Below are 20,985 nucleotides of genomic sequence, written 5' to 3'. Positions count from 1 at the left end.
GAGATGGATTGGAATGAGCTATCAAAAAGTGATATTTACGAAGAATCACTGAAAAATTCTATCATTAGATGGAGGTTTATTACTGGTTTGATGTCTTTTGCTTTTATTGCCATTATTTTAAGATTATTTGATTTAAGCTTCACTACCGTTGAAGAGATTAACTTAGCCTATAAAAAGCAGTTGCATAGCCAACACATCATTTCAAGAGCGGATATAGTTGATAGAAATGGTACTCTCTTAGCATCGAATATCAAAACAGCTTCTGTTTACGCGCATCCGAAACAGTTAATAGACGCCAGGGCTGCAGCAAAACATTTGGCGAATTTAAAAATAGGTTTAAATGAAAAAGATTTAATAGGAAAATTGGGGTCAAATAAGGATTTTGTGTGGATCAAAAGGCATATAACTCCGATTGAGCAGCAACTAATCCATGACCTTGGAGTCCCTGGTGTTTATTTTGTAAAAGATGAGAGGCGTATTTATCCCCATGAGAATCTTTTTGCGCATGTTTTAGGATATGTAAATATCGACGGAGTTGGTATAGCAGGAATTGAAAGATTATATAATAATGAACTTATTAAATTAGGTTTAGACTCTGAGAACATGCAGTTATCCTTAGATGTTAGAATTCAAACCATTCTATGTAGCGAACTGAAAAATGCTATAGATTTACATTCAGCGGTTGGTGGGGCTGGAGTTATTATGAATGTTAATACTGGAGAAATTCTAGCTATGGCAAGTTTGCCAGATTTTAATCCGCATAACTTAAATAATATAAAAAAAGAAAGCTTATTTAATCAAGTGGCACTCGGAATTTATGAAATGGGATCGACGTTTAAACCATTTACACTTGCTATGGGGTTAGATACTAATAAGATCACTCTTAATGATGCATTTGATGTGTCCAAGCCTTTAAAAATAGGTAAATTTCAAATTCATGATTATAAAGGTAAAGGTGGTTATTTATCGGTGCCAGAAATTTTAATGTATTCTTCTAATCTTGGTGTTGCACAAGTAGCGAAACTTGTTGGAGCCAAAGCTCAAAGGGACTACTTGAATAGGTTTGGTATGCTAAGAGAAATAGAAGAAAATATTCCTGGAAAAGCTAAACCAATGTTTCCGAATGAAAAGAAATGGTCTGAGGCGAGTTTGATTACAATAAGTTATGGTCATGGCATAGCTATAACAGGAATTCACCTAGCGCAGGCAATGGCTGCTTTGGTAAATGGAGGTTTGCTCTATAAGCCGACTTTGATCAGACAAGAAAATATTGACAATATCGAGTGTAGAAGGGTTATAAAAGAGCAGACTTCTCATACTATGAGAAAGCTTTTAAGATTGACGGTCGAAAGTGGATCGGCAAAGAGAGCAGACGTTGAAGGATTGCTTGTTGGAGGAAAAACTGGAACTGCAGAAAAAAATAAAAATGGGCGTTATAGTAAGAAATTAAATTTAGCTGTTTTTGCTGGAGCTTTTCCGATGAATAAGCCAGAATATATGATAGTTGTGATGATTGATGAAGCAAAACAAAATAGTATCAATTATGGATATACAACAGGAGGTATGATAGCCGCTCCGGTTGGAGGCAATATTATTAGAAGAATGGCCCAAGTTCTTGGTATCATGCATCTCGATCATAATGATAAAGAAGTTTTGCAAGCCATGTATTTAGATTATATACCCCGGCATGTCACTACCAAACTTGCAAAGCGTTAATCAACGCGTTTCCATGAGCCCCTTTCTTCTTCAAAAATTGTAACGGGAATATTAAGGGCTGCTAAGTTTTTTACCTGTTCTTGAATGAGCCCTTCATCCGTAGAGGTATCATATATGCTAACAAATCTCTCATAGTTACCGACCAATTCAGGTACTACATAATTTGCCAGAAGCACATTTGCGTCATTTAAATTGCTAGTTTGAGTAGTAAGCAAAATCTTCTGTTGATCTAAAAACGTATCTTCTTCAGTAGCATGAGGTAGAAATGCTAATACAGAATATGTCCAGAGATCATTGTCTAGCTTATGCATTTCACTTTTGTTTTTACATAATACGTGTACTCTAAAATTTTTTTGTATTATAGTTTCTAAAAGCTTAGCAGTGCCTCTAACTATTGGTGTTGCGGAGAGTTTATATATGGATGCCTGTATCACTTTATTACCTCCTTTAATCTTTTTAGAGCAATGACAAGAACCGACACTGCATTGGTTGGAACAATGTTTTTGGTTATATCATTTAAAAATTCATTATATTCCTCAATTTTTTTGGCCTGTCGACTTAATTTATCTTCTTTAATATTTGTAATTGTTATAAAGGACATCAACTCGTTTAATTCGGCTAGAATAGTTTTTAAGGCAGTATTTTCTGCGTAGTCGAAAATTTCTACATTTTTAACTTGTTCGATTAAATGGTTAATACCCAAAAGGTTATAGATTTTCATATATTCGTTAGCTGCGATCTTAATAGGCTTACCAGAATTTTGAGTTATGGCGATAATATCTAACAGATTACTTAAGACGGATATTTGATTAATGGAGTTTAAAAGGTCTTTGTTAGTAATGTTACTCAACTCATTGGGATGGGATTTATCATTATTGAATTTCTTATATAAAGAAGAGGTTGGAATAGTTATTTGCTGAAGCTTTAATAAATCATCAAAAGTAGGTTTTAGATCTTTTATAGTTTTACTTACATTATCAAGTAAGTGCTTATGATTTAAAAGCCATAGTACTAATTTTTCGATACTTTTACTAATTTCATCAAACAAACTAAGCTGGGTATTTGCTGATATAGTATGAGCCAATTTTGCAGTATCACTCCAAATTGATTCTAGAGAAAATAAATCAGAAGCGATGGCAAAGGTATGAATTATATCAATAGCGTCATGTCCTTGCTCAATCAGTTGATGAAACAAACAGCAACCAAGCGTATTTACGAAGTGATTAACTGTTGTGGTTACGATAATCTCTCTTTTTAGTTTGTGCTGTAAGATAGAATCTTTAAAACTTTTCTGTATTGTTCTGGGGAAGTAACTAATTAGATAATAATCTAGGTATTTGTCTAAATTCTTTTTACTTGCCATAGAGGTTAGTATAGCAGAGTTTTTGGCGTATGCTATTAGAATTGCGATTTCTGGCCGGCTTAATTTACCGTATAAGTTCGCAATTTCAGTAAAATCTTCTATAGTAGGTAATTTCTCTAATTCTCTACTTAACTCCTTCCTTGATTCTAAGTTTTTGATTAACCAAAAATGCTCATCCAAACGTTTCCTGCCTTTATGCTGTTCTAGGCTAATTAATAAGGTTTGATTTTTGTTATCTTGTAAGACCAACTCAGATATTTCTTCAGTCATATTGAACAACACTTTGTTTCTTTCCTCTATCTCGATAGCGTTTTTCTGTAGTAGATCTGCGAAGGCTATCTTGATATTTACCTCATGATCTGAGCAGTCAACACCAGCTGAGTTATCTATAAAATCTGTATTGATTTTACCTCCTTTTCTTGCATACTCTATCCTACCAAGTTGTGTAGCCCCAAGGTTTCCACCTTCTATCACTGCTTTACAGCGTAAATCTGCACCATTAACTCTTACGTTATCATTGCTTTTATCACCAATAGCCGCATTTGTTTCTTCTGCTGATTTTATATATGTTCCAATGCCTCCATTCCAAAATATATCAACAGGCGCTTTTAAGATTGCTTTTACCAATTCATCAGGAGTAAAGCTATTGTTTGTTACCCCTAGAGCTTTACATGCTTCTTCTGAGATAGTAATGTTTTTGGCACTCCTTAAAAATACCCCGCCGCCTTTGGAGATCAACTTTGAATCGTAATCTGTCCACTGTGAACGTGGCATATTAAATAACCTTTCTCTTTCTTTAAAAGAAATTGCTGAATCTGGATTAGGGTCAATAAATATATGAATATGATTAAAAGCAGCAATAAGTTTATAATGCTTTGAAAGTAATAGGCCATTGCCAAATACATCTCCTGCCATATCTCCAATACCTATTGCAGTAAAGGGCTGTTCTACAATATTTATACCAAATTGACTTGCATGGTCCTGAGCTGAAATCCAAGCTCCTCGAGCAGTAATACCCATTTTTTTGTGATCATATCCTGCTGATCCGCCAGAGGCAAATGCGTCTCCTAACCAGAAATCGTATTCCTTAGAAACCGCATTAGCATGATCTGAAAAAGAGGCTGTACCTTTATCTGCAGCGACAACTAGGTAAGGATCGTCTTCATCATATCTAATAACATGGGGTGGGGGTACTATTTTATTATTTACTACGTTATCTGTAATATCTAAAACGCTTCTTAAGAAATCTTTATAACATGCAATCCCTTCATTTATAAAATCGGGCGATGTAGGACTTACATTTTTCAAAATAAATCCACCCTTAGATCCAACAGGTACTATAACAGAATTTTTTGTCATTTGTGCTTTCATTAACCCCAGGATTTCGGTTCTGAAATCATCTTTTCTGTCGGACCAGCGCAAGCCTCCTCTTGCAATTTTACCGCCCCTTAAATGTATGGCTTCAAAGCGTGATGAGTAAACAAAAATTTCTCTGAAAGGCTTTGGTAGAGGTAGGGCAGAAACTTCTCCTGAAGAAATTTTAAAAGAGAGCCCACTGGTTTCGAAATTTGTATTAATTTTTTGGAAAAAGTTGGTTCTTTTGGTTGCGTGTATCAATTCAATAAAAGTTTTAAATATCTGCTCAGTTGTCAAGCTTGGTACATCAAGCAAAGCTGTATTCAGCTCATTCGTAAATTCAAGGATGGTCGCCTCTCTATTCTTGAGATTTTTATTATCTATTGAGAACTTAGTATGAAAAATTTTAATGAGTTTATTGGTTAAGTCAGGATAATTTATCAAGTTTTCTGTAATAACTTGACTATTATGCAGAAAGTTTATTTGCTTTAGATAAGCTGAGTACGCCCTAATTATAATTGCTTCTTTCCAGCTAAGAGAAGCATAAGTCATTAATGAATTGAAGCGACCGTCTTCGAGTTCTTTTGCGTATATCTTTTCTAAAGCGGTTTCAATATTCTTTTTTACTGAAGGTGCAAGAGGTTTGTTTTGTTTGTTGTTGGTGTTAATTCTGAAATGATGAATAAAAAGCTCAGTGTTTTCCTTCGTTGATTCCTCTAAAGCGAGTTTGAATGTGAGAGTATCTATAACGAAAAAGCCAAAATTTTCCATAGTAGGCAAAGTGAGGGATAAAGGAAGTTCTTTATATGGTGAAAAAATCTTCAATTGTAACAGTTCCTTACCACTTTTGGCCGATAAATAAAAGTCGAATTTAACTTGATTTTCAGCAGTTGCTAATTCTGCCATTTTAATATCGTGAACTGCCTGTTTTGGTGCAAAGCTCGAGGTATATTTTAAATCAAAGGCATTTTTAAATTTATTAAATTTTTCAATAGCAGATTGTTGAGAGTATTTGATTTGTAACGCTTTCAGTAAATTATCTAGCCAAACACTCGTAGCTTCATTAACCAGCTCTTCGATTTTCTTTACGTTATACTCCTTTTTAAGGCCTTTTACTGGTTTGATTACAATCTGTATGCGAGCAAGCTGAGATTCTCCGACGTTGACATAGTATCTCGATACCGTTCCGTAGATTTGTTGTGAAATAATTCTTTCCACAATTTTCATTATTTCAGCAGTAAACTTGGCTTTTGGAATAAATATAAAACAATGCAGAAGTTGAGAAGCGCGGTCTTGTCTTAAGAACACCTTAACCCTAGGCATTAGGTTAAGCGAAACCATGCCGGTTGAAATTTCAAACAGCTCATCTTCACTCATTTGTACTAGGTCGCTACGAGAAAAATCTTCCATAACGCTAACTAATTCTTTAGCATTATAGCTATCTGCATTATAGCCATACCTACTTAAGACATTATTAATTTTATTTCTAATCAATGGTATATTTCTTACGCTCTCTTTGTGTACGGAGGAGGTAAAGAAGCCTATAAAAACAATGACCGATACACATTTGTCTTGCTTATCAAATTGTTTAATTTGAATGCAATCCATATATGAATCTCTATGAACTATAGAACGGCTGTTGGATTTTTTGATGAAAATTACATTCTCATAGTCATCATCGATTTCTGTTTCAGTGATTTCGTTTCTATAAAGGTCAGATTTAGTCATTCCTAGATTATTATCTGGATCTATGATTGAGCGCCCCGACTCATAGTTTACTACTACGCTTCCCAAAAAAATAAAATGGTTATCTAGTAACCACTCTAAAAACTGGATCGACTCTTTTTTTTCTGGAGCGGTCGCTTGGTACCAATTCTTGGCCGTAATATTCTTAATCGCTCCTTTCATTTGCTGTTGCATGGCTTGCCAATCTTCTACGACCACCTCCACACATTCGATCACATTTTTTAGTCCGCTTTTCAATTTATTGTAGTAATCGTCACTAAATTGATTAGAAACAAAAAATTGCATTACTGATTCTTTATCAGCTTTACTTTTTCCAACTTCAATTAACTCTCCACTTTTTTTTCTTTCAATAGGTATGGTAGGATGTACTATCAAATGTATTGTAATACCCTGTTTTTTTAACTCGTTGCTAAGTGACTCTACTAAAAAAGGAACTTCTTTTGTTATGATTTCTAATACTACTAAATCAGGGTTTTTTTGTAACTTAGTGAAATTGATATTAGTAGAATGATGAGATCTATATTGTAATGACTCAAATATAGAAATGCATGCTTCAGCTAGGTCATGAGTATTAATTAAAGATATAGCATCTAAAGGGACATCACTATATAGTGCTTTACAGAATTTACGTGTATTTTTTTCAGGAATAATTTTGCAGATCTCTTCTAAAAAAGACCCTATAGTATGTGACATAATTGGTTCGTTACATTTCATTAAACATGCTGTATAAAGGATATCAGTTTTTTGTGTGAAGCCAAGAAAATTTAATCGCTGAAGAGAGTTTATTATGCATTTATATTTGGTTGATGGCTATGGATTCGTTTTTAGAGCATATCATTCGCTCCCCCCATTATCTAGTCCTGATGGGACTCCGATTTCTGCGGTGTATGGTTTTGTTAACATGATGATAAAGTTATGCGATTCCCATAAAGCTGATATGATTGCTGTGGTGTTAGATAGCGGTAGCAAAAATCATCGACATGAATTGTTCCCTGAATATAAAGCAAATAGACCAACTCTTCCAGATGATTTAAAAGTGCAGTTTCCAATTATAAGAGAAGCATTACAGGCTCTGAATATTACGATTGTTGGAGTCGATGGTCATGAGGCTGATGATCTTATCGCTACATATGCTGTAAAAGCTGTAAAGCTAGGGAATGATGTAACTATAATTAGCTCGGATAAAGATTTAATGCAACTTTTATCTTACAGTAGAATTTATATGCATGATCCTATAAAAAATAAGCCTATTATTGAAGAGGATATAGAAAAGAAATTTGGCATTGGCCCTAAGCAACTAACCGATGCTTTAGCATTAATTGGGGATACTAGCGATAATATTCCAGGGATTCCTGGTATTGGTCCAAAAACTGCAGCAGATTTACTCAAAGAGTATGGTTCCTTGGATGAAATTTATAAAAATATAGACTCTATAAAATCTGTAAGAATAAAACGGTTATTAATTGATAACCAAGAACAGGCTATTTTGTCCAGGAATTTAGTCACTCTGAAAACGGATATTAGTACTAATTTAAATTTAGAAGAAATGAGAACCCAGCAGCCTGATCCCGAGCATCTAGTTAGTTTTGCTAGGAAATTTGGCTTTAAATCATTAATTGCAAAATATGCAATAATTGCTACCGAAAGCCATTCTCTTGGTTATGAAAAAATTGAGCTAAAAAAAATTAATAAAAGCGATTTTAAAGAAGAGCTGCTAAGAAAAATAGAAAAAGGCGGGATTATAGCTTGCTATTTTAACGATAAGGAATTTTTTTTAGCGACAAATGAGCTGAATTTCATAATAGATTATGAAGATACCGCACAAAAGAATCTTTTTGATGTTCAGCATATGACTCATTTAAACGATATATTAACATTTTTAAAACCAATTTTTGAATCTGACAGCATAACAAAAATATTATTTGACGCAAAATTATTTATTAAAATTCTGTATAAGCTTTCTATAAGGATAGTTGCGTTCGAAGATTTGGCGATTATGTCCTACTCTATTAGTACTAAGAATCAATATAAAGACTTGGTCAGCTTAATTTCAGAGAGTTGCTTTGATGCTTTTGGAATGATTGGGTGTTATGCTGAATTAAAAGATGAGTTGATTAATCTTAAAATACTTAGTCTTTACGAAAAGCTAGAAAAGCCTTTAATTAAGGTATTAAGCGATATGGAAAGCATGGGGGTATTGGTTGATAAACAGGTTTTAGACGAAATTTCTCTTGATTTAAATGGTAGGGCAAAAGTAATTGCGGATTCTATTTATAAAATGGCAAATCAAGAATTTAATATTGGTTCTACTAAGCAGCTTGGCGAAATTTTGTTTGAGAAATTAAAGCTTGTAACGAAGAGTAAGAAATCTAGCAAATCTGGAAATTATTCTACTGATAGTGATGTTTTAGAAGCTCTAGCCTTACAAGGAGATGAAATTGCTTCATTGATATTAGAATGGAGGCATTTAACTAAACTGGTTAATACCTATACTGAGGCTTTACAAAAAAGTATTGATCCGAATACTGCCCGCATACACACTACCTTTGAGATGAATACCACGACAACTGGGAGGCTGTCTTCGCGTAATCCAAATTTACAAAATATACCGGTCAGGACCGAGGAGGGAAGGAGGATCCGTAAAGCATTTGTTGCTTCAAAGGGTAATGTGTTAATCTCTGCTGACTATTCTCAAATAGAATTAAGGCTACTTGCACATTTTGCAGATGTAAAACAGTTGAAAGAGGCGTTTTTATATAACAAAGATATTCATGCAGTCACTGCAAGTGAAATATTTGGAGTGCCGATTCAAAATGTTGACAGCGATTTACGTAGAAAAGCAAAAGGAATAAATTTTGGTATTATATACGGTATTAGTCCTTTTGGATTAGCAAAAAATATAGGAATTCCTCAACGCGAGGCAAAGAAATATATAGAGAACTATTTCCTACGTTATCCTGGAATCCGGGAATACATGAAAAAAATATTAGATTTTGTAAAAGCAAACAACTTCGTTGAAACAATTTTTAAAAGAAGGTGCTCTATAGAGGGAATAAACAGCAGTAACTATACTGTAAGATCGTTTGCAGAACGGGCGGCAATAAATGCTCCTTTGCAAGGTAGTGCAGCTGACATAATTAAAAAAGCGATGGTAATGTTGCCGGAGCACTTATCCAGGTATTTGGTATTACAGATACATGATGAATTGCTTTTCGATGTACCAGAAGCTAAAGCTGAAATGTGTACTCAAGAAATAGTGAGTATCATGGAGAATGCGGTGCAATTATCGGCCCCGCTTAAGGTGGGTGTATCCATAGGTAAGTCTTGGTAACAGAAATTACTTGATACTATTGCACATTTTTATAAAATGCGAAATAAAGGTATTTAAGAGTTTAACTTAATGAATTACAACAAATTATCAATTGGTAAAAATCCGCCATATGAAGTTAATGTGATGATAGAGATAGCAGCAAATTCTGGTTCCATAAAATATGAGTTCGATAAAGAGACTGGGGTGTTGAGTGTGGATCGGATTATGCAAGGTTCTATGCAGTACCCATGCAATTATGGCTTTATTCCTCATACTTTGTCTGGCGACGGCGATCCTGTTGATGTTCTTGTATATACCAACCATCTAATAGTTCCTGGAGCGGTAGTATCTGTAAAGCCAATAGGGGCGCTGGTTACTGAAGATGAGAAAGGAAGTGATGAGAAAGTGTTAGCAGTCCCAACAGAGAAGATAGATCCTTTTTTTGCAAATATAAAGTCATACGAAGATTTGCCCGAGATTTTGATACAGAAAATTAATCATTTCTTTTCTCATTATAAAGATTTAGAAAAAGGAAAATGGGTTAGGATTAGCGGCTGGCAAGGACCTGCAGCAGCGGAAAAAATTATTAGTGAAGCAATTCAACGAGAGAGGAAGTAATATGTATACAATTTCAACTTTTTTACAAGTTTGTCCGTATCTCCGATACTTTATCGCTGCAAAAGTTATTAAAGGATTTTTGTCTCGAGAAGGCGATTAAGGGCACTATACTTATTGCTGAAGAGGGTATCAACGCTACAGTAGTTGGAAAAGAAGATGCAATAAAAGAGTTTCATGCCTTTATGAGCTCTTTACAACACTTTGCTAACCTTTTTTTCCAAGATAGTAGCTGTGAATTTATGCCATTTCAAAAGTTAAAGGTCAAAATCAAGCCAGAAATTATTACTTTTAAGGTGCCGGATCTAGACATGTCTAATACTGGGGAGTATATTAAACCAGAAGATTGGGATGCTTTTATTAGTAGAAGTGATGTGAAAGTTGTTGATGCTAGGAATTATTATGAGGTGGCTATGGGCTCTTTTAAGAATGCAATTAGTCCAAATACAAATAACTTCACTGATTTAGTTGAATGGATCGAAAAGAATTTAGATAAAAAAGATCTGGAGACACCCATTGCTATGTTTTGCACTAGTGGAGTGCGTTGTGAGAAATCTACTGCTTATATAAAAAAGCTAGGTTATAAAAAATGTATATCATTTGCAAGGTGGAATAACTAATTACTTGAAACGCAATAAGTATAATATGTGGGAAGGCGCTTGCTTTATTTTTGATGATAGAATTGCCCTTGATTCTTGTCTATCGCCAACTAATACGTAACTTATGGCTCACTTTCTTTTGGATGCATCAATATTAATTATTTTAATAATGATGACCTCTTTATTTGTCAGTGCAGAAATTGCTATTGTCGCCTCTCGTAAAAGTAGGCTTAATTCTCTAAGCAAGCAAAATAAAGGGGCTAGAAAAGCACTTGATCTGGCGGGTCGCCCGGAAGATTTTCTTTCAACAGTGCAAGTGGGGATAACTCTTATCAATGTTATGATAGGCATTTATGGAGGGGCTGCAATTTCGGCAGATATAGCTAATTTAGTAGGCAAATTTGGGATTTTATATCCATACCGCGAAGAGATCAGTTATGCATTGGTTGTGATTCTTATCACTTACTTTACGGTTCTGGGCGAAATAATACCTAAAAGGATCGCCATGCTTTATCCAGAAAGGGTTGCTTCTTTAACTTCTTATCTAATGCTGTTTTTCACTAAACTTTTTTATCCATTTGTTAAGCTACTTGCGCTTTCTACTAAGTATGCATTAAAAATTTTGAAAATTAAGGAGCCAAAAGCGCAGCTTACCATGGAAGAATTAAGGATGATGGTTAATCAGTCTGAAGTTGCTGGTATGCTTGCTGCAACGGAACATGATATGTTGCGCCGTATTATTCACCTTAGTAACGCTCAAGTCGGTGCTATAATGACTCCACGCAATAAAATGATCTGGATTGATATTAGGGATAAAGAAAAGGTTAATATTCAAAAAATAATCAGGCACCCCTTCCATTATTTGCCGGTCGTTGAGGGTGGATTGAATGATGTAATCGGAATAGCTACATTTAAAAATATATCTAAAGATGAATTAAATAATCAAAAAATCTCTCAGAAAGCTCAAGGGTCTGAAATTATTTATATTCCAGAGACTGCAAGGGTGAGTAAGCTTATTGATTTGTTTAGAGAAAAAAAGTTGAGGATAGCTCTTGTTGTTGATGAATATGGAGATATAGAAGGGTTGGTGACGCTTAATGATGTATTAAAGATTTTGGTTGGCGATCTTGCAATCGGCATGAATGATAAAGCGCCTGATATAATTAAAAACTCTGATAATTCCTACACGGTTAACGGAAATATATTAATAGAAGAGGTGATGAGCTTGCTCGGAGTATCGTCACTTCCTGGCGATGAAGAAGAGGACTATAGAACCTTAGCTGGCTTTATGCTTAGTCAGATCGGCCAGTTACCGAAGATAGGGGATCATTTTAACAGTGTTGGTTGGTCTTTTAATATAGTTAAAATGGATAAAAGGAGAATAGAGCGGGTCCTGTTAAGAAAAACTGTTTTTTGAAGAATCTTGGCTTGCGCTCTTGATTTTGTTTGGCATAATGCAATCAAAATAGATATTTAAAATACTTTTATGAAGCATTATGTGGTTGATAAGCTCAATATAGTGACCGATTATATGCGTTCGGCGGAAACGGTCTCTATTAAAGTTATGGTAAAGGCTGGCAGTCGATATGAAAACGAGACTAATAATGGCATCTCTCATTTTCTGGAACATATGGCCTTTAAGGGGACTAAAACGCGTACCGCTACACAAATTGCTGAAGAGTTTGATATGATTGGCGGTAATTTTAATGCTTATACTAGTAGAGAAAAAACAGTCTATTATGCTCAAGTGCTTAAGTGGGATCTAGCATTAGCGGTAGATGTATTAGCCGATATAGTGCAAAATTCAATTTTTGAGCCAGAAGAAATCCAAAAAAGAAAAAAAGTTGTTTTAGAAGAATTAGCTCAAGTAAAGGACACTCCAGATGATCATATATTTGATCTCTTCCAAGAAAAACTTTTTCCAAATCAAGCGCTTGGAAGACCAATTATTGGGACGGAGAAGTTTATTAATAGCGTGATGCGTCAGGATTTGATTGATTATATAGATCAAAACTATAGTAGAGATAATATAGTTATCTCTTGCGCAGGTAACTTTGATGATAAAGAATTTTATAATTTAATTAAGGAAAAGTTTGCCTTTCTTCCCCAGAGTAGAAAGCCTAGTTTTGAGCACGCAACTTATGTTGGAGGCGAGGTTAGGGTTGAAAAAGACTTAGAACAAGTCCATTTAACAATTGGCTTTCCAGGGCTTTCCTATCTTGATCAAAAATTTTATGAACAGCAAGTTTTAGCGGTGGTTTTAGGAGGTGGCATGTCTTCCAGGTTATTCCAAGAAATAAGGGAAAAAAGAGGGCTTGCCTACCACATTTCAACCTTTTCAATGAGTTATGCTGACCTTGGTGTATTTGCTGTATATTCAGCAACTAATCCAGACTCAGTTAATGAGTTAATCGAAGCAACAGCTGAGCAGATAAAGTTAGCCACCGATTCCATTACTGAAGAGGAATTAAAGAGAGCTAAGGCACAAGTGAAAGCAAGTTTGTTGATGTCTCAAGAGAGTTCGGCTTCGAGAGCGGAGAGAATTGCTTGGCATTATGCTGTATATGGAAGAATTATACCTCTTGAAGAAATTATTGAGCGGATAGAGGCAATATCAATTGAAGATATAAAAAGTACATTACTAAAAATATTATTAAATGAAAAATTGCCAACTGTTGCTGCGATTGGTAGGCTTAAAAAGTTAATGCCTTATGAAGATATAAGAGCAAAATTTACTTTGTGTTAGCTTATTCTATGACCAAAGCGGTTGTTTTTGATACTTATGGGACGTCAGATATATTAAAAATATCTGAATTACGAGATATAGAGCCTGGCCCCAACGAGGTTTTAATTAAACAGGAAGCTATAGGTGTAAACTATCATGATATACTCTATAGGTCAGGGCGCAAAAAGATAGAGAATCTTCCTACCGTTCTTGGTTTTGAAGCTGCAGGAATCGTGCAGAGTGTTGGAGCAAATGCGCGTAGTCTTAACGTTGGACAAAAAGTTGCTTATGCTACTGCTCCTATAGGCGCCTATAGAAGTCATAGATGTGTTGACCAGAATTATGTTATAGCCGTTCCAGATGAGTTGAATACTCATTTGGTTGCTGCTTGCCTTTTTAAGGGGTTGTTAGCTCACACCTTGCTGTTTAGAACATATTTTGTGAGGGTTGAAGATACTATTCTAATTCATTCTGCGGCAAGTGGGGTGGGTAGTATTATGACACAGTGGGCATCTTCATCTGGGGTAAAGGTCATTGGGACAGTTGGTACGGATGCAAAAAAGGAAGTAGCGCTAAAAAATGGCTGCATGCAAGTATTTAATAGAAAGGCTGAAGATTGGGTTAAGGGAGTTTTAGATTTAACAGGAGGCAAGGGAGTTAAGGTTATATACGATTCTGTTGGAGTGGAAACATTTAATGACTCCATCAGAGCGCTTTCTAAATTTGGATTTTTAGTGCTTTTTGGAGAATCCAGCGGCAAGGTCGCTACTGTGAATTTAAGTGATTTAGAGTCTAAATCTTTGTTTTTATCAATCCCCTCTGTATTTGATTATAAGATGAATAGAATGGAATTGGTTTTAGCTGCAAACGAAATCTTTGATAAAATGAAGAGCGGTTTATTTAAAGAGCAAATTTCTGCTTCTTTTAATTTGGCAGATGTTTCTGAAGCTCATGATTTAATCGAGTCTGGGCAAAATATTAATTCGATAATTTTATGCTAAATTTCCTAAGCAAAGGTTGATATTAGAAGGAAGACGCTTGATGGGATTATTAGTTGTAGGCGTATTATTTAACCCCAGTTTTAGGTAAGTTTTAAAGAAATTATCTGATATGGTTTTAAAGAAGCTGTGTAACCATTAAGTTTTTCTCAATTTCACGATAAATAAGGAAAGTGGTTTCCCTAGTAGAAATATTTTGTTTGATTGATGATTTTTGCAAGCGACAACTCACGTACCAAAGATCCTTAAGAAACTCGCAGAGACAAAGGGAACGAGAGTCTGGGATGATGCTCTCCGAAGTTATAACGATCCTCGTTTTGTTTCATTTGAGGGCATTACCGGATTCAAAGATTTTTACCTAAACATTAGCCGTAATAAGGTCTTTAAAGACATCACTCAGCGTGGGAAAACGTCGACCCGGATGGTTCTTTGGCCTCAATGATCAAGGAGAGATTATGTCATTCACACTGACTTCGGGTAATACAGATGATCGAGCCGTTGTCGAGAAACTGACTCAATATTTGACAGGCCTTCTATTCGGAGATCGGTGGTATATAAGCAAAAACACTGAGCAATCAAGGTATTGAGCTCATCACACGGCTTAAGAAAAACAAAACCCGCTTGCGGCTTTTAAACAACTGCTTCTTGCAGGGCGTGGGTTGATTGAAACAGCCATCGGACAATTGAAAGAGATTTGACAAATCCAGCACACACCGGCATCGCTCGCCAAACAATTTCTTGGCAGACCTCTTTCTCAGGGCTCTTGGTTTATGTCTTCAAACCCAATATATCTCATGGAAAAATAGGCTCACGGGCATACTCCTTACGTCAAACTGAGGTTAACTAAAGACATTGCTTCAATTAACTTAACAGCAAGTAAAGATGCTGGGTCGCCTTTGGTTTTTAGCTCATTAATTAATAGCTAATTCAACGTTTACCTTAACAGATTTAGAATAGTTTTATCCATTAGCTCCTGACGTAATTTTAAATATATTTCAACCGATTTTCTGGTTTTATTTACGTAGGCTAGCGCTTGCGATGGGCCCAGCGGGTGAGATATACCAAATTTTCTAGTTCTTGATAGCTTAGTTCAACCTCCTCCCTAGACCTGTTAATATTTATTCTCCGCAAGCATCTATGACCAAGAACTTAGCTAACTGACTCTTACCAAAAAGCCTCCCAGGGGTAGCGGTGGGGGTATAGCAATAAAAATAGTTTAACTTATCCCCCCTTTATATATACGCCTAGCTCCTGACCTACCTCTTCAAGATTAATATCACTTTCAACGACACTAGGACTACAACACTGATTTCTCATACAACTCCTCGATGATGGATTGCACAAATAACGCGGCAGTGTAAAATAGATGATGCTTCTAATCAATTGTCAAGTTTTTTTACTAAACTTTTAGTGCTTTTGAATAACTCACCTTAAATCCTTCATCTATTTTGCTATCATTAATACGCCAAAAAAACCTTGAAGTGTAGTATTTACTGGCATTTAAGCTTAATTTATACTATGACCATAGTATAAATTAAGCCTGTATCAATTTATGTCAGTAAATAATTTAAATAAGGTGCAGCCATTCTTACAATGGGTTGGTGGGAAAAGAAAGATTGCAGAACAATTAGCTAAACTTATTCCATCAGGGTTACATAACTATTATGAGCCATTTCTCGGTGGTGGAGCCCTATTATTCTTCCAGGTGCAGGATAAGTTTAAGCACTGTTTCCTATCCGATATTAACCTAGAGCTGTTACCAGCTATAATGCCATAAAAAAGAATCCAGAGGAGGAGTCGTACCATTTTTCATAAAATAAGTTTACAGATAATGTAGATAGCATAGGGAGTAAATAGTATGCCTTTTTAGGTTTATTAGAAAGTCTGATACCGTTGTTTCCAAAGCATCTAATATCATACTTTATTTCTAATAGAGTATGTGCTTTATGTATCTCCAAAGCCGTTCTACTGGGTAGTTCTGACGAATAGTGAGGTAAATATGATTTTTTATGTTTGGTGGCACAACCAATCCTTTAGATTTATGCCATCCAGCGCAAAGTTTCTCCCCATTCTTAGGATTGATGGCACCGTAAAGATAAAAGCTCTTAAAGCCCAACTTTGACATTTACAGAAGTCCTAGAGCTTGTCATAAACCATCCACGGCAAAGCTTAGAATGCGTGCCAAATTTTGCCTCATCAAAAAAGAGAACTATTCTTGCAGCCTCTTCAGAGCACAACGACTTTAGTTTTTTTTAAAGTCCTCTTCCTTGTGTGGGTGCTGATCTTGCTTATAGTGACGAGAGCGCGGCTGTGACACATGAGAACCCTAGACTTTTCATTAGTTTATGCGTTTGTAGTTATACCAATGTTCTTTCTGAACTTCCCTTCAATCCTGAGTTTCACCACCTTAATAGTTAAATTGCAATCTTGAAAAAATCCACTCTTTAATTATTTCTTGCTCATCCTTACTTATCACAAGGCACAAAGCCCCCTACCGGTTTGCAATTTCAAACCTCCTCTATACCATCCTTTTCAAAGGCTTTAATCCAGGACATGAGCGCAACCCCACTAACGCCAAAAACTTTTTGCCACCTTTTGAATCTCATGCTCCTTAGCTGACTTTATTGCTTGCAGCTTCCTCGAGACATCTCCACTACGCGCAACTTCTTTTAGAGCACATCAAATTTGCTTTATCGTAAACACGATCGCTCACAGCTTCGCTAACACAAGACATAGGCACCTCCAGGTTTAATACACTCCGATCCTATGATAACAGCATAATAACGCTTGGTATATCTGTAAAGTTATTTTATAAAAATGGTATTAGACAAATGTTTAGGAGGACGAGGCTGCGTAAGTGTACACGTTAGTACGTGCGCAAAGCTGAGGTCCTACTTGAACGTTTGGATCAGTTAAAAATGAGACATGGTATAATATCAGCTGGGCAATATTGTCATAAGCTTTAGTAAAATCAGAGAACTTTATGTCTTCAAAACTAATAAAGGTAACGGGATTCTGGTGTTGTTGACAAAATACTCATTTTCTTCGAGCCAAAATGTAGAACATACGTAGAACACGCGACTCACTTACAAACAATAGAAATCTATGAAACGCTAGAGAAAAGTGGTGGAGACAAACGGGATCGAACCGATGACCCCCTGCTTGCAAAGCAGGTGCTCTACCAGCTGAGCTATGTCCCCACATATAAAAACGTTGAAGATGGAGCGGGCGAAGGGATTCGAACCCTCGGCCCCAACCTTGGCAAGGTTGCGCTCTACCCCTGAGCTACACCCGCCTCAAACGACATAGGGCAGTATATTTAAAAATCTTCTAATTGCAATAGTCTACTTTTAATTAATTTTACATTTATTTTATAGTTAAGTTGAGAGGTTAATATAGAAAAAAACACTATAGAAATTAATGTGTATTCTTTAGATAATCATGAATGTTTGTTTTAAATGTATCGGGATTAATTTCAGGCTCTATAAACGAACTTTTTCTAACCGAGTTCCCACAGCAAATCCACTCGATCGAAGTCAAAGGTATTGCCATCTCCCAATTAAAAACTAAGAAAATATGGAAAAGTAGAATTACAGTGGAAACTCTTAATTTAATGAGGTTAGGATGAAAAAATTATCCCTCGAGTTTCGTATTCAAAACAACCTTCGTAAAATTATTGGTTTACAACTTATAAATATCGAAACAAATAATAGTTATTATAATACCTTAAAAAGCTCCTATTTGATTGAACTCAAAGGTATATTTTTAGGTAGTAATGAACAGTTATTAATCCAAGATTTAGCATTCAATAAAAGAAATTTTAGCGGGACAATTAAGCACACTAATTTTGAGATCGAAGCAATATTTGATATCCAAAAGTACGAAATTTCTAATGATATAGGAGAGCTAGATCACTTCAAATTAAAGTTAGAATGTAAAAAGAGCCTGAAACACACAATTTTATCAGTGGAAGTGTAATTTTATGAAACAGTCTATAGACCAAGATTTCAATTCCGGTGTAATCGCCAATAGGTTACTTAAATATGGAGTAACTATAAAAGTATGCAGCTAGTGTTGCTAGTGAAATCAGTAATTTTGAAAATCATTGCCGACTCCAATTTATTAGTAAGAATGAATTGGATGACCTAATAAAGCATCATTTTGTAAGAATTGAATCTAAGCTGAACGCCGCCAGAATCGAAGCCTTGAAGTGGCATTTTGGTATGACCTTCGTACAGATTTCAGGTTTATTATCTGCAATTATCGCGGCTGTACAGCTATTTAAATAATCTACTCAACAGTGACAGATTTAGCTAAATTTCTTGGCTTATCTACATCATTTCCTCGTAGTAGAGCTGTATGATGAGCAATAAATTGCAAAAACTGGAGTATAAATAAAAGGTATCGTAACCTCGGAAATATACTCTGGCACTTCTATAGCATAATCATATAAATGTTTTAACTGATCTAGTGCTTTTCTGCATGCAATTAAAATAATTTTTCCGCTACGAGCTTTAATTTCATTAATATTGGAAACTATCTTGCTAAAGCTGCTGTCTTCAGGCGCAATAACTATAACAGATGTTTTTTCATCGATCAAAGCAATCGAGCCATGTTTTAATTCACCAGCTGCAATTCCTTCTGCTGGTATATAGGCTAATTCTTTCATCTTAAGAGCACCCTCCAAGGCTATAGGATAGCTTACAGCACGGCCAATAAATATAACTTTTTGTGCATTGACTAAACCATCCTTTGCTATCTTATAAATTTCTTTATCCTTCTTTAAAATTTGTTGGATCAGTTTTACCGATTGCTTTAAATTTTCAACTTCAATTCCACTTATAAATGCAAAAGTTGCTAACTGAGCTAGAAAAGTCTTAGTAGCGGCTACAGCAATTTCAATTCCCGCTTCAACTAGAATCAACTTATCTACTAGTTTCGCCATAGTACTGTTAGCATTATTAATAATGCCGATTGCGCACCCTCCATGCTTTTTTACTAATTTTAGAGAAGCTAAGGTATCGGCAGTTTCTCCCGATTGCGAAATAAAGAAGAATAATTCCCCTTTATTAATAATCGGATTTTTTTTGGTGCTGAATTCTGAGGCGATTTCAACCGAAGTATTGATATTATACTTTTCCTCAAGCCATAATTTTGCAATGTACCCAGCATACATCGATGTACCGCAAGCAATTATTTTAATGTGATTAATTTTAGAAAAATCAATTTTATTAGCTTGCTCGTCATATTTTGCGATTATATCCTTTATAATCTTAGGCTGCTCATATATTTCTTTAAGCATAAAGCTAGAAAATCCGCTTAAATCAGAACATTTTTCATTGCTCACTTTCTCTTTTTTTATAGCAACCTCTTGGCCATCAAAATCGATAATCTTATACTGGTTGCTCTCCAAAATCCCTATTTGTCCGTCTTCTAAATATATTACCTCTCGACAGAACTCAGAAATCGAAGAGGCATCAGAAGATAAATAACAAGATTTTTTTTCTTCATCAAGGCCTATAATGAGAGGAGAGCCTTGCTTAATTGCTATAATAAGATCAGGATTACTTTTTGATAATAAGCCAATTGCAAATGCGCCTTTTAGCTTGTTAGCACAAAGCAATACCGCTTCTATTAATGTTGCCCCATTATTTTGGAAAAAATCAATAATATTAGGTATAACCTCAGTATCAGTATCACCGTGAAATTTGTAGCCAGCTCTTATCAGATCTTCTTTTAATTCCCGATAGTTTTCTATGATTCCGTTATGAACCACTGCACTATCTTTAGTCACAATAGGATGCGTGTTTTCTATTTTAGGGGTTCCGTGCGTTGCCCATCTTGTATGACCAAGCCCAATATTACCCTCTAACTGCTCTTCTTCTGTACTTTTAGCAAGATTAGCAAGCTTACCTAATTTTTTACGAACTTTGATATTATTACCTTTAATAGTCGCAACACCTGCAGAGTCGTACCCACGGTATTCTAGTAGTTTCAGAGATTTTAAAATACGCCCAACAACTTGATCGCTAGAAATAACGCCTATTATACCGCACATAAAGATAAACTAAATTCATTTAAAAATTGATATATAAGACAAAACGCTTCTTTAAAACAAATATATTTTTACAAATTTTTACATTTTTTATCTTTAATTAATTTATTGCTAATCATTCAAGCTATCTTCTTGACATTAGATCTGAAGTTTATTTCAGTATATAGTTAACGAAGTAGTTCAACACAATTTTTTAGGAGGGTTATCCATGTTCAATGCCACGTTCGATTTATCAAGTTTAAATGGCGAAAATGGGTTTATTATTAATGGTATTACAGCTAATGATTATGCAGGATATTCAGTTGCATCAGCTGGAGATATCAATGGTGATGGAAAGAATGATATTATAATTGGAACGCCTTATATGCCGATAAAGGTGCGGGCCTGCCTCTTACGTCGAACTTGAGGTTACATAAATGCTCGATTTTATAACGTTCTTCAAGCCTAAATGCCAGGTTCAGGTAGGTTGCCTTGCTCCTGTCACCCTACCCTTCAAAATCAA

Annotated in this window: 16 protein-coding genes, 2 tRNA genes and 1 pseudogene; 14 read left to right on the top strand and 5 right to left on the bottom strand. The window is 35.3% G+C overall.

Features of this window, described 5'->3' with window-relative positions; translation table 11 throughout:
- Positions 1-3: 3 nt before the first annotated feature.
- Positions 4-1,716, top strand: coding sequence for a peptidoglycan D,D-transpeptidase FtsI family protein (locus tag MIDI_RS03210; RefSeq protein ID WP_013951146.1), 1,713 nt, complete (start codon positions 4-6; stop codon positions 1,714-1,716).
- Here the strand turns inward: MIDI_RS03210 and MIDI_RS03205 are convergent.
- Together MIDI_RS03205 and MIDI_RS03200 are read right to left on the bottom strand one after the other, a co-directional pair.
- Positions 1,713-2,150: a DNA polymerase III subunit chi gene (locus tag MIDI_RS03205; RefSeq protein WP_041185427.1), complete on the bottom strand. Its 438-nt coding sequence runs from the start codon at positions 2,148-2,150 to the stop codon at positions 1,713-1,715. The two genes, MIDI_RS03210 and MIDI_RS03205, sit on opposite strands and share 4 nt — an antisense overlap.
- Entirely contained in the window at positions 2,147-6,895 is a 4,749-nt protein-coding gene (locus MIDI_RS03200; protein WP_013951144.1) for an NAD-glutamate dehydrogenase, read from the bottom strand. The genes MIDI_RS03205 and MIDI_RS03200 overlap by 4 nt, the downstream gene beginning before the upstream one ends.
- Positions 6,896-6,968: 73 nt before the next feature.
- Between MIDI_RS03200 and polA the strand changes: the two genes are divergently transcribed.
- From polA to MIDI_RS03160, 10 genes and pseudogenes are all read left to right on the top strand, one after another.
- The gene (gene polA, locus MIDI_RS03195; protein WP_013951143.1) at positions 6,969-9,512 is read left to right on the top strand and encodes a DNA polymerase I; all 2,544 of its coding nucleotides are present in this window, start codon (positions 6,969-6,971) and stop codon (positions 9,510-9,512) included.
- Between the two features lie 69 nt (positions 9,513-9,581).
- Entirely contained in the window at positions 9,582-10,109 is a 528-nt protein-coding gene (gene ppa, locus MIDI_RS03190; protein ID WP_013951142.1) for an inorganic diphosphatase, read from the top strand.
- On the top strand, positions 10,109-10,726 hold the full coding sequence (gene trhO / locus MIDI_RS07050) for an oxygen-dependent tRNA uridine(34) hydroxylase TrhO (RefSeq protein WP_160162315.1): 618 nt from the start codon (positions 10,109-10,111) through the stop codon (positions 10,724-10,726). Before ppa ends, trhO begins: the two co-directional genes overlap by 1 nt.
- A 103-nt stretch (positions 10,727-10,829) precedes the next feature.
- Positions 10,830-12,122 (top strand): hemolysin family protein, encoded by a 1,293-nt coding sequence (locus MIDI_RS03180; RefSeq protein ID WP_013951140.1) that lies wholly within the window; start codon positions 10,830-10,832, stop codon positions 12,120-12,122.
- A gap of 69 nt (positions 12,123-12,191) precedes the next feature.
- Complete coding sequence (locus MIDI_RS03175; protein ID WP_013951139.1) at positions 12,192-13,451, top strand: M16 family metallopeptidase; 1,260 nt, start codon at positions 12,192-12,194, stop codon at positions 13,449-13,451.
- Complete coding sequence (locus MIDI_RS03170; RefSeq protein WP_052567688.1) at positions 13,445-14,431, top strand: quinone oxidoreductase family protein; 987 nt, start codon at positions 13,445-13,447, stop codon at positions 14,429-14,431. Before MIDI_RS03175 ends, MIDI_RS03170 begins: the two co-directional genes overlap by 7 nt.
- Before the next feature lie 211 nt (positions 14,432-14,642).
- On the top strand, positions 14,643-14,870 hold the full coding sequence (locus MIDI_RS07930) for a hypothetical protein (protein WP_041185426.1): 228 nt from the start codon (positions 14,643-14,645) through the stop codon (positions 14,868-14,870).
- Positions 14,830-15,015, top strand: a complete 186-nt coding sequence (locus MIDI_RS07045; RefSeq protein ID WP_041185411.1) for a transposase — start codon at positions 14,830-14,832, stop codon at positions 15,013-15,015. Before MIDI_RS07930 ends, MIDI_RS07045 begins: the two co-directional genes overlap by 41 nt.
- A 107-nt stretch (positions 15,016-15,122) precedes the next feature.
- Complete coding sequence (locus tag MIDI_RS08900) at positions 15,123-15,275, top strand: hypothetical protein (protein WP_192805737.1); 153 nt, start codon at positions 15,123-15,125, stop codon at positions 15,273-15,275.
- A gap of 705 nt (positions 15,276-15,980) precedes the next feature.
- Positions 15,981-16,228 (top strand): annotated as a pseudogene (locus MIDI_RS03160) (DNA adenine methylase); the annotation flags it as partial.
- 1,324 nt (positions 16,229-17,552) lie between these two features.
- Here the strand turns inward: MIDI_RS03160 and MIDI_RS03155 are convergent.
- Positions 17,553-17,628 (bottom strand) — tRNA-Ala (locus MIDI_RS03155).
- Between the two features lie 20 nt (positions 17,629-17,648).
- Positions 17,649-17,723: transfer RNA gene (locus MIDI_RS03150), tRNA-Gly, on the bottom strand.
- 150 nt (positions 17,724-17,873) lie between these two features.
- Between MIDI_RS03150 and MIDI_RS08560 the strand changes: the two genes are divergently transcribed.
- Entirely contained in the window at positions 17,874-18,056 is a 183-nt protein-coding gene (locus MIDI_RS08560) for a hypothetical protein (protein WP_041185425.1), read from the top strand.
- A gap of 113 nt (positions 18,057-18,169) precedes the next feature.
- Entirely contained in the window at positions 18,170-18,406 is a 237-nt protein-coding gene (locus tag MIDI_RS03140) for a hypothetical protein (RefSeq protein WP_148234124.1), read from the top strand.
- A 358-nt stretch (positions 18,407-18,764) separates the two neighbouring features.
- On the opposite strand, the gene glmS is transcribed toward MIDI_RS03140, so the two are convergent.
- On the bottom strand, positions 18,765-20,486 hold the full coding sequence (gene glmS, locus MIDI_RS03135; protein ID WP_013951135.1) for a glutamine--fructose-6-phosphate transaminase (isomerizing): 1,722 nt from the start codon (positions 20,484-20,486) through the stop codon (positions 18,765-18,767).
- A 205-nt stretch (positions 20,487-20,691) separates the two neighbouring features.
- Here glmS and MIDI_RS03130 point away from each other — a divergent pair, with 205 nt between their 5' ends.
- Complete coding sequence (locus MIDI_RS03130) at positions 20,692-20,889, top strand: integrin alpha (protein ID WP_013951134.1); 198 nt, start codon at positions 20,692-20,694, stop codon at positions 20,887-20,889.
- Positions 20,890-20,985: the final 96 nt, after the last annotated feature.

The organism is Candidatus Midichloria mitochondrii IricVA (assembly GCF_000219355.1).
GTDB classification, from domain to species: domain Bacteria; phylum Pseudomonadota; class Alphaproteobacteria; order Rickettsiales; family Midichloriaceae; genus Midichloria; species Midichloria mitochondrii.
Note: the sequence above shows the minus strand (reverse complement) of the source record. Positions and strands in the feature narration are given on the sequence as shown.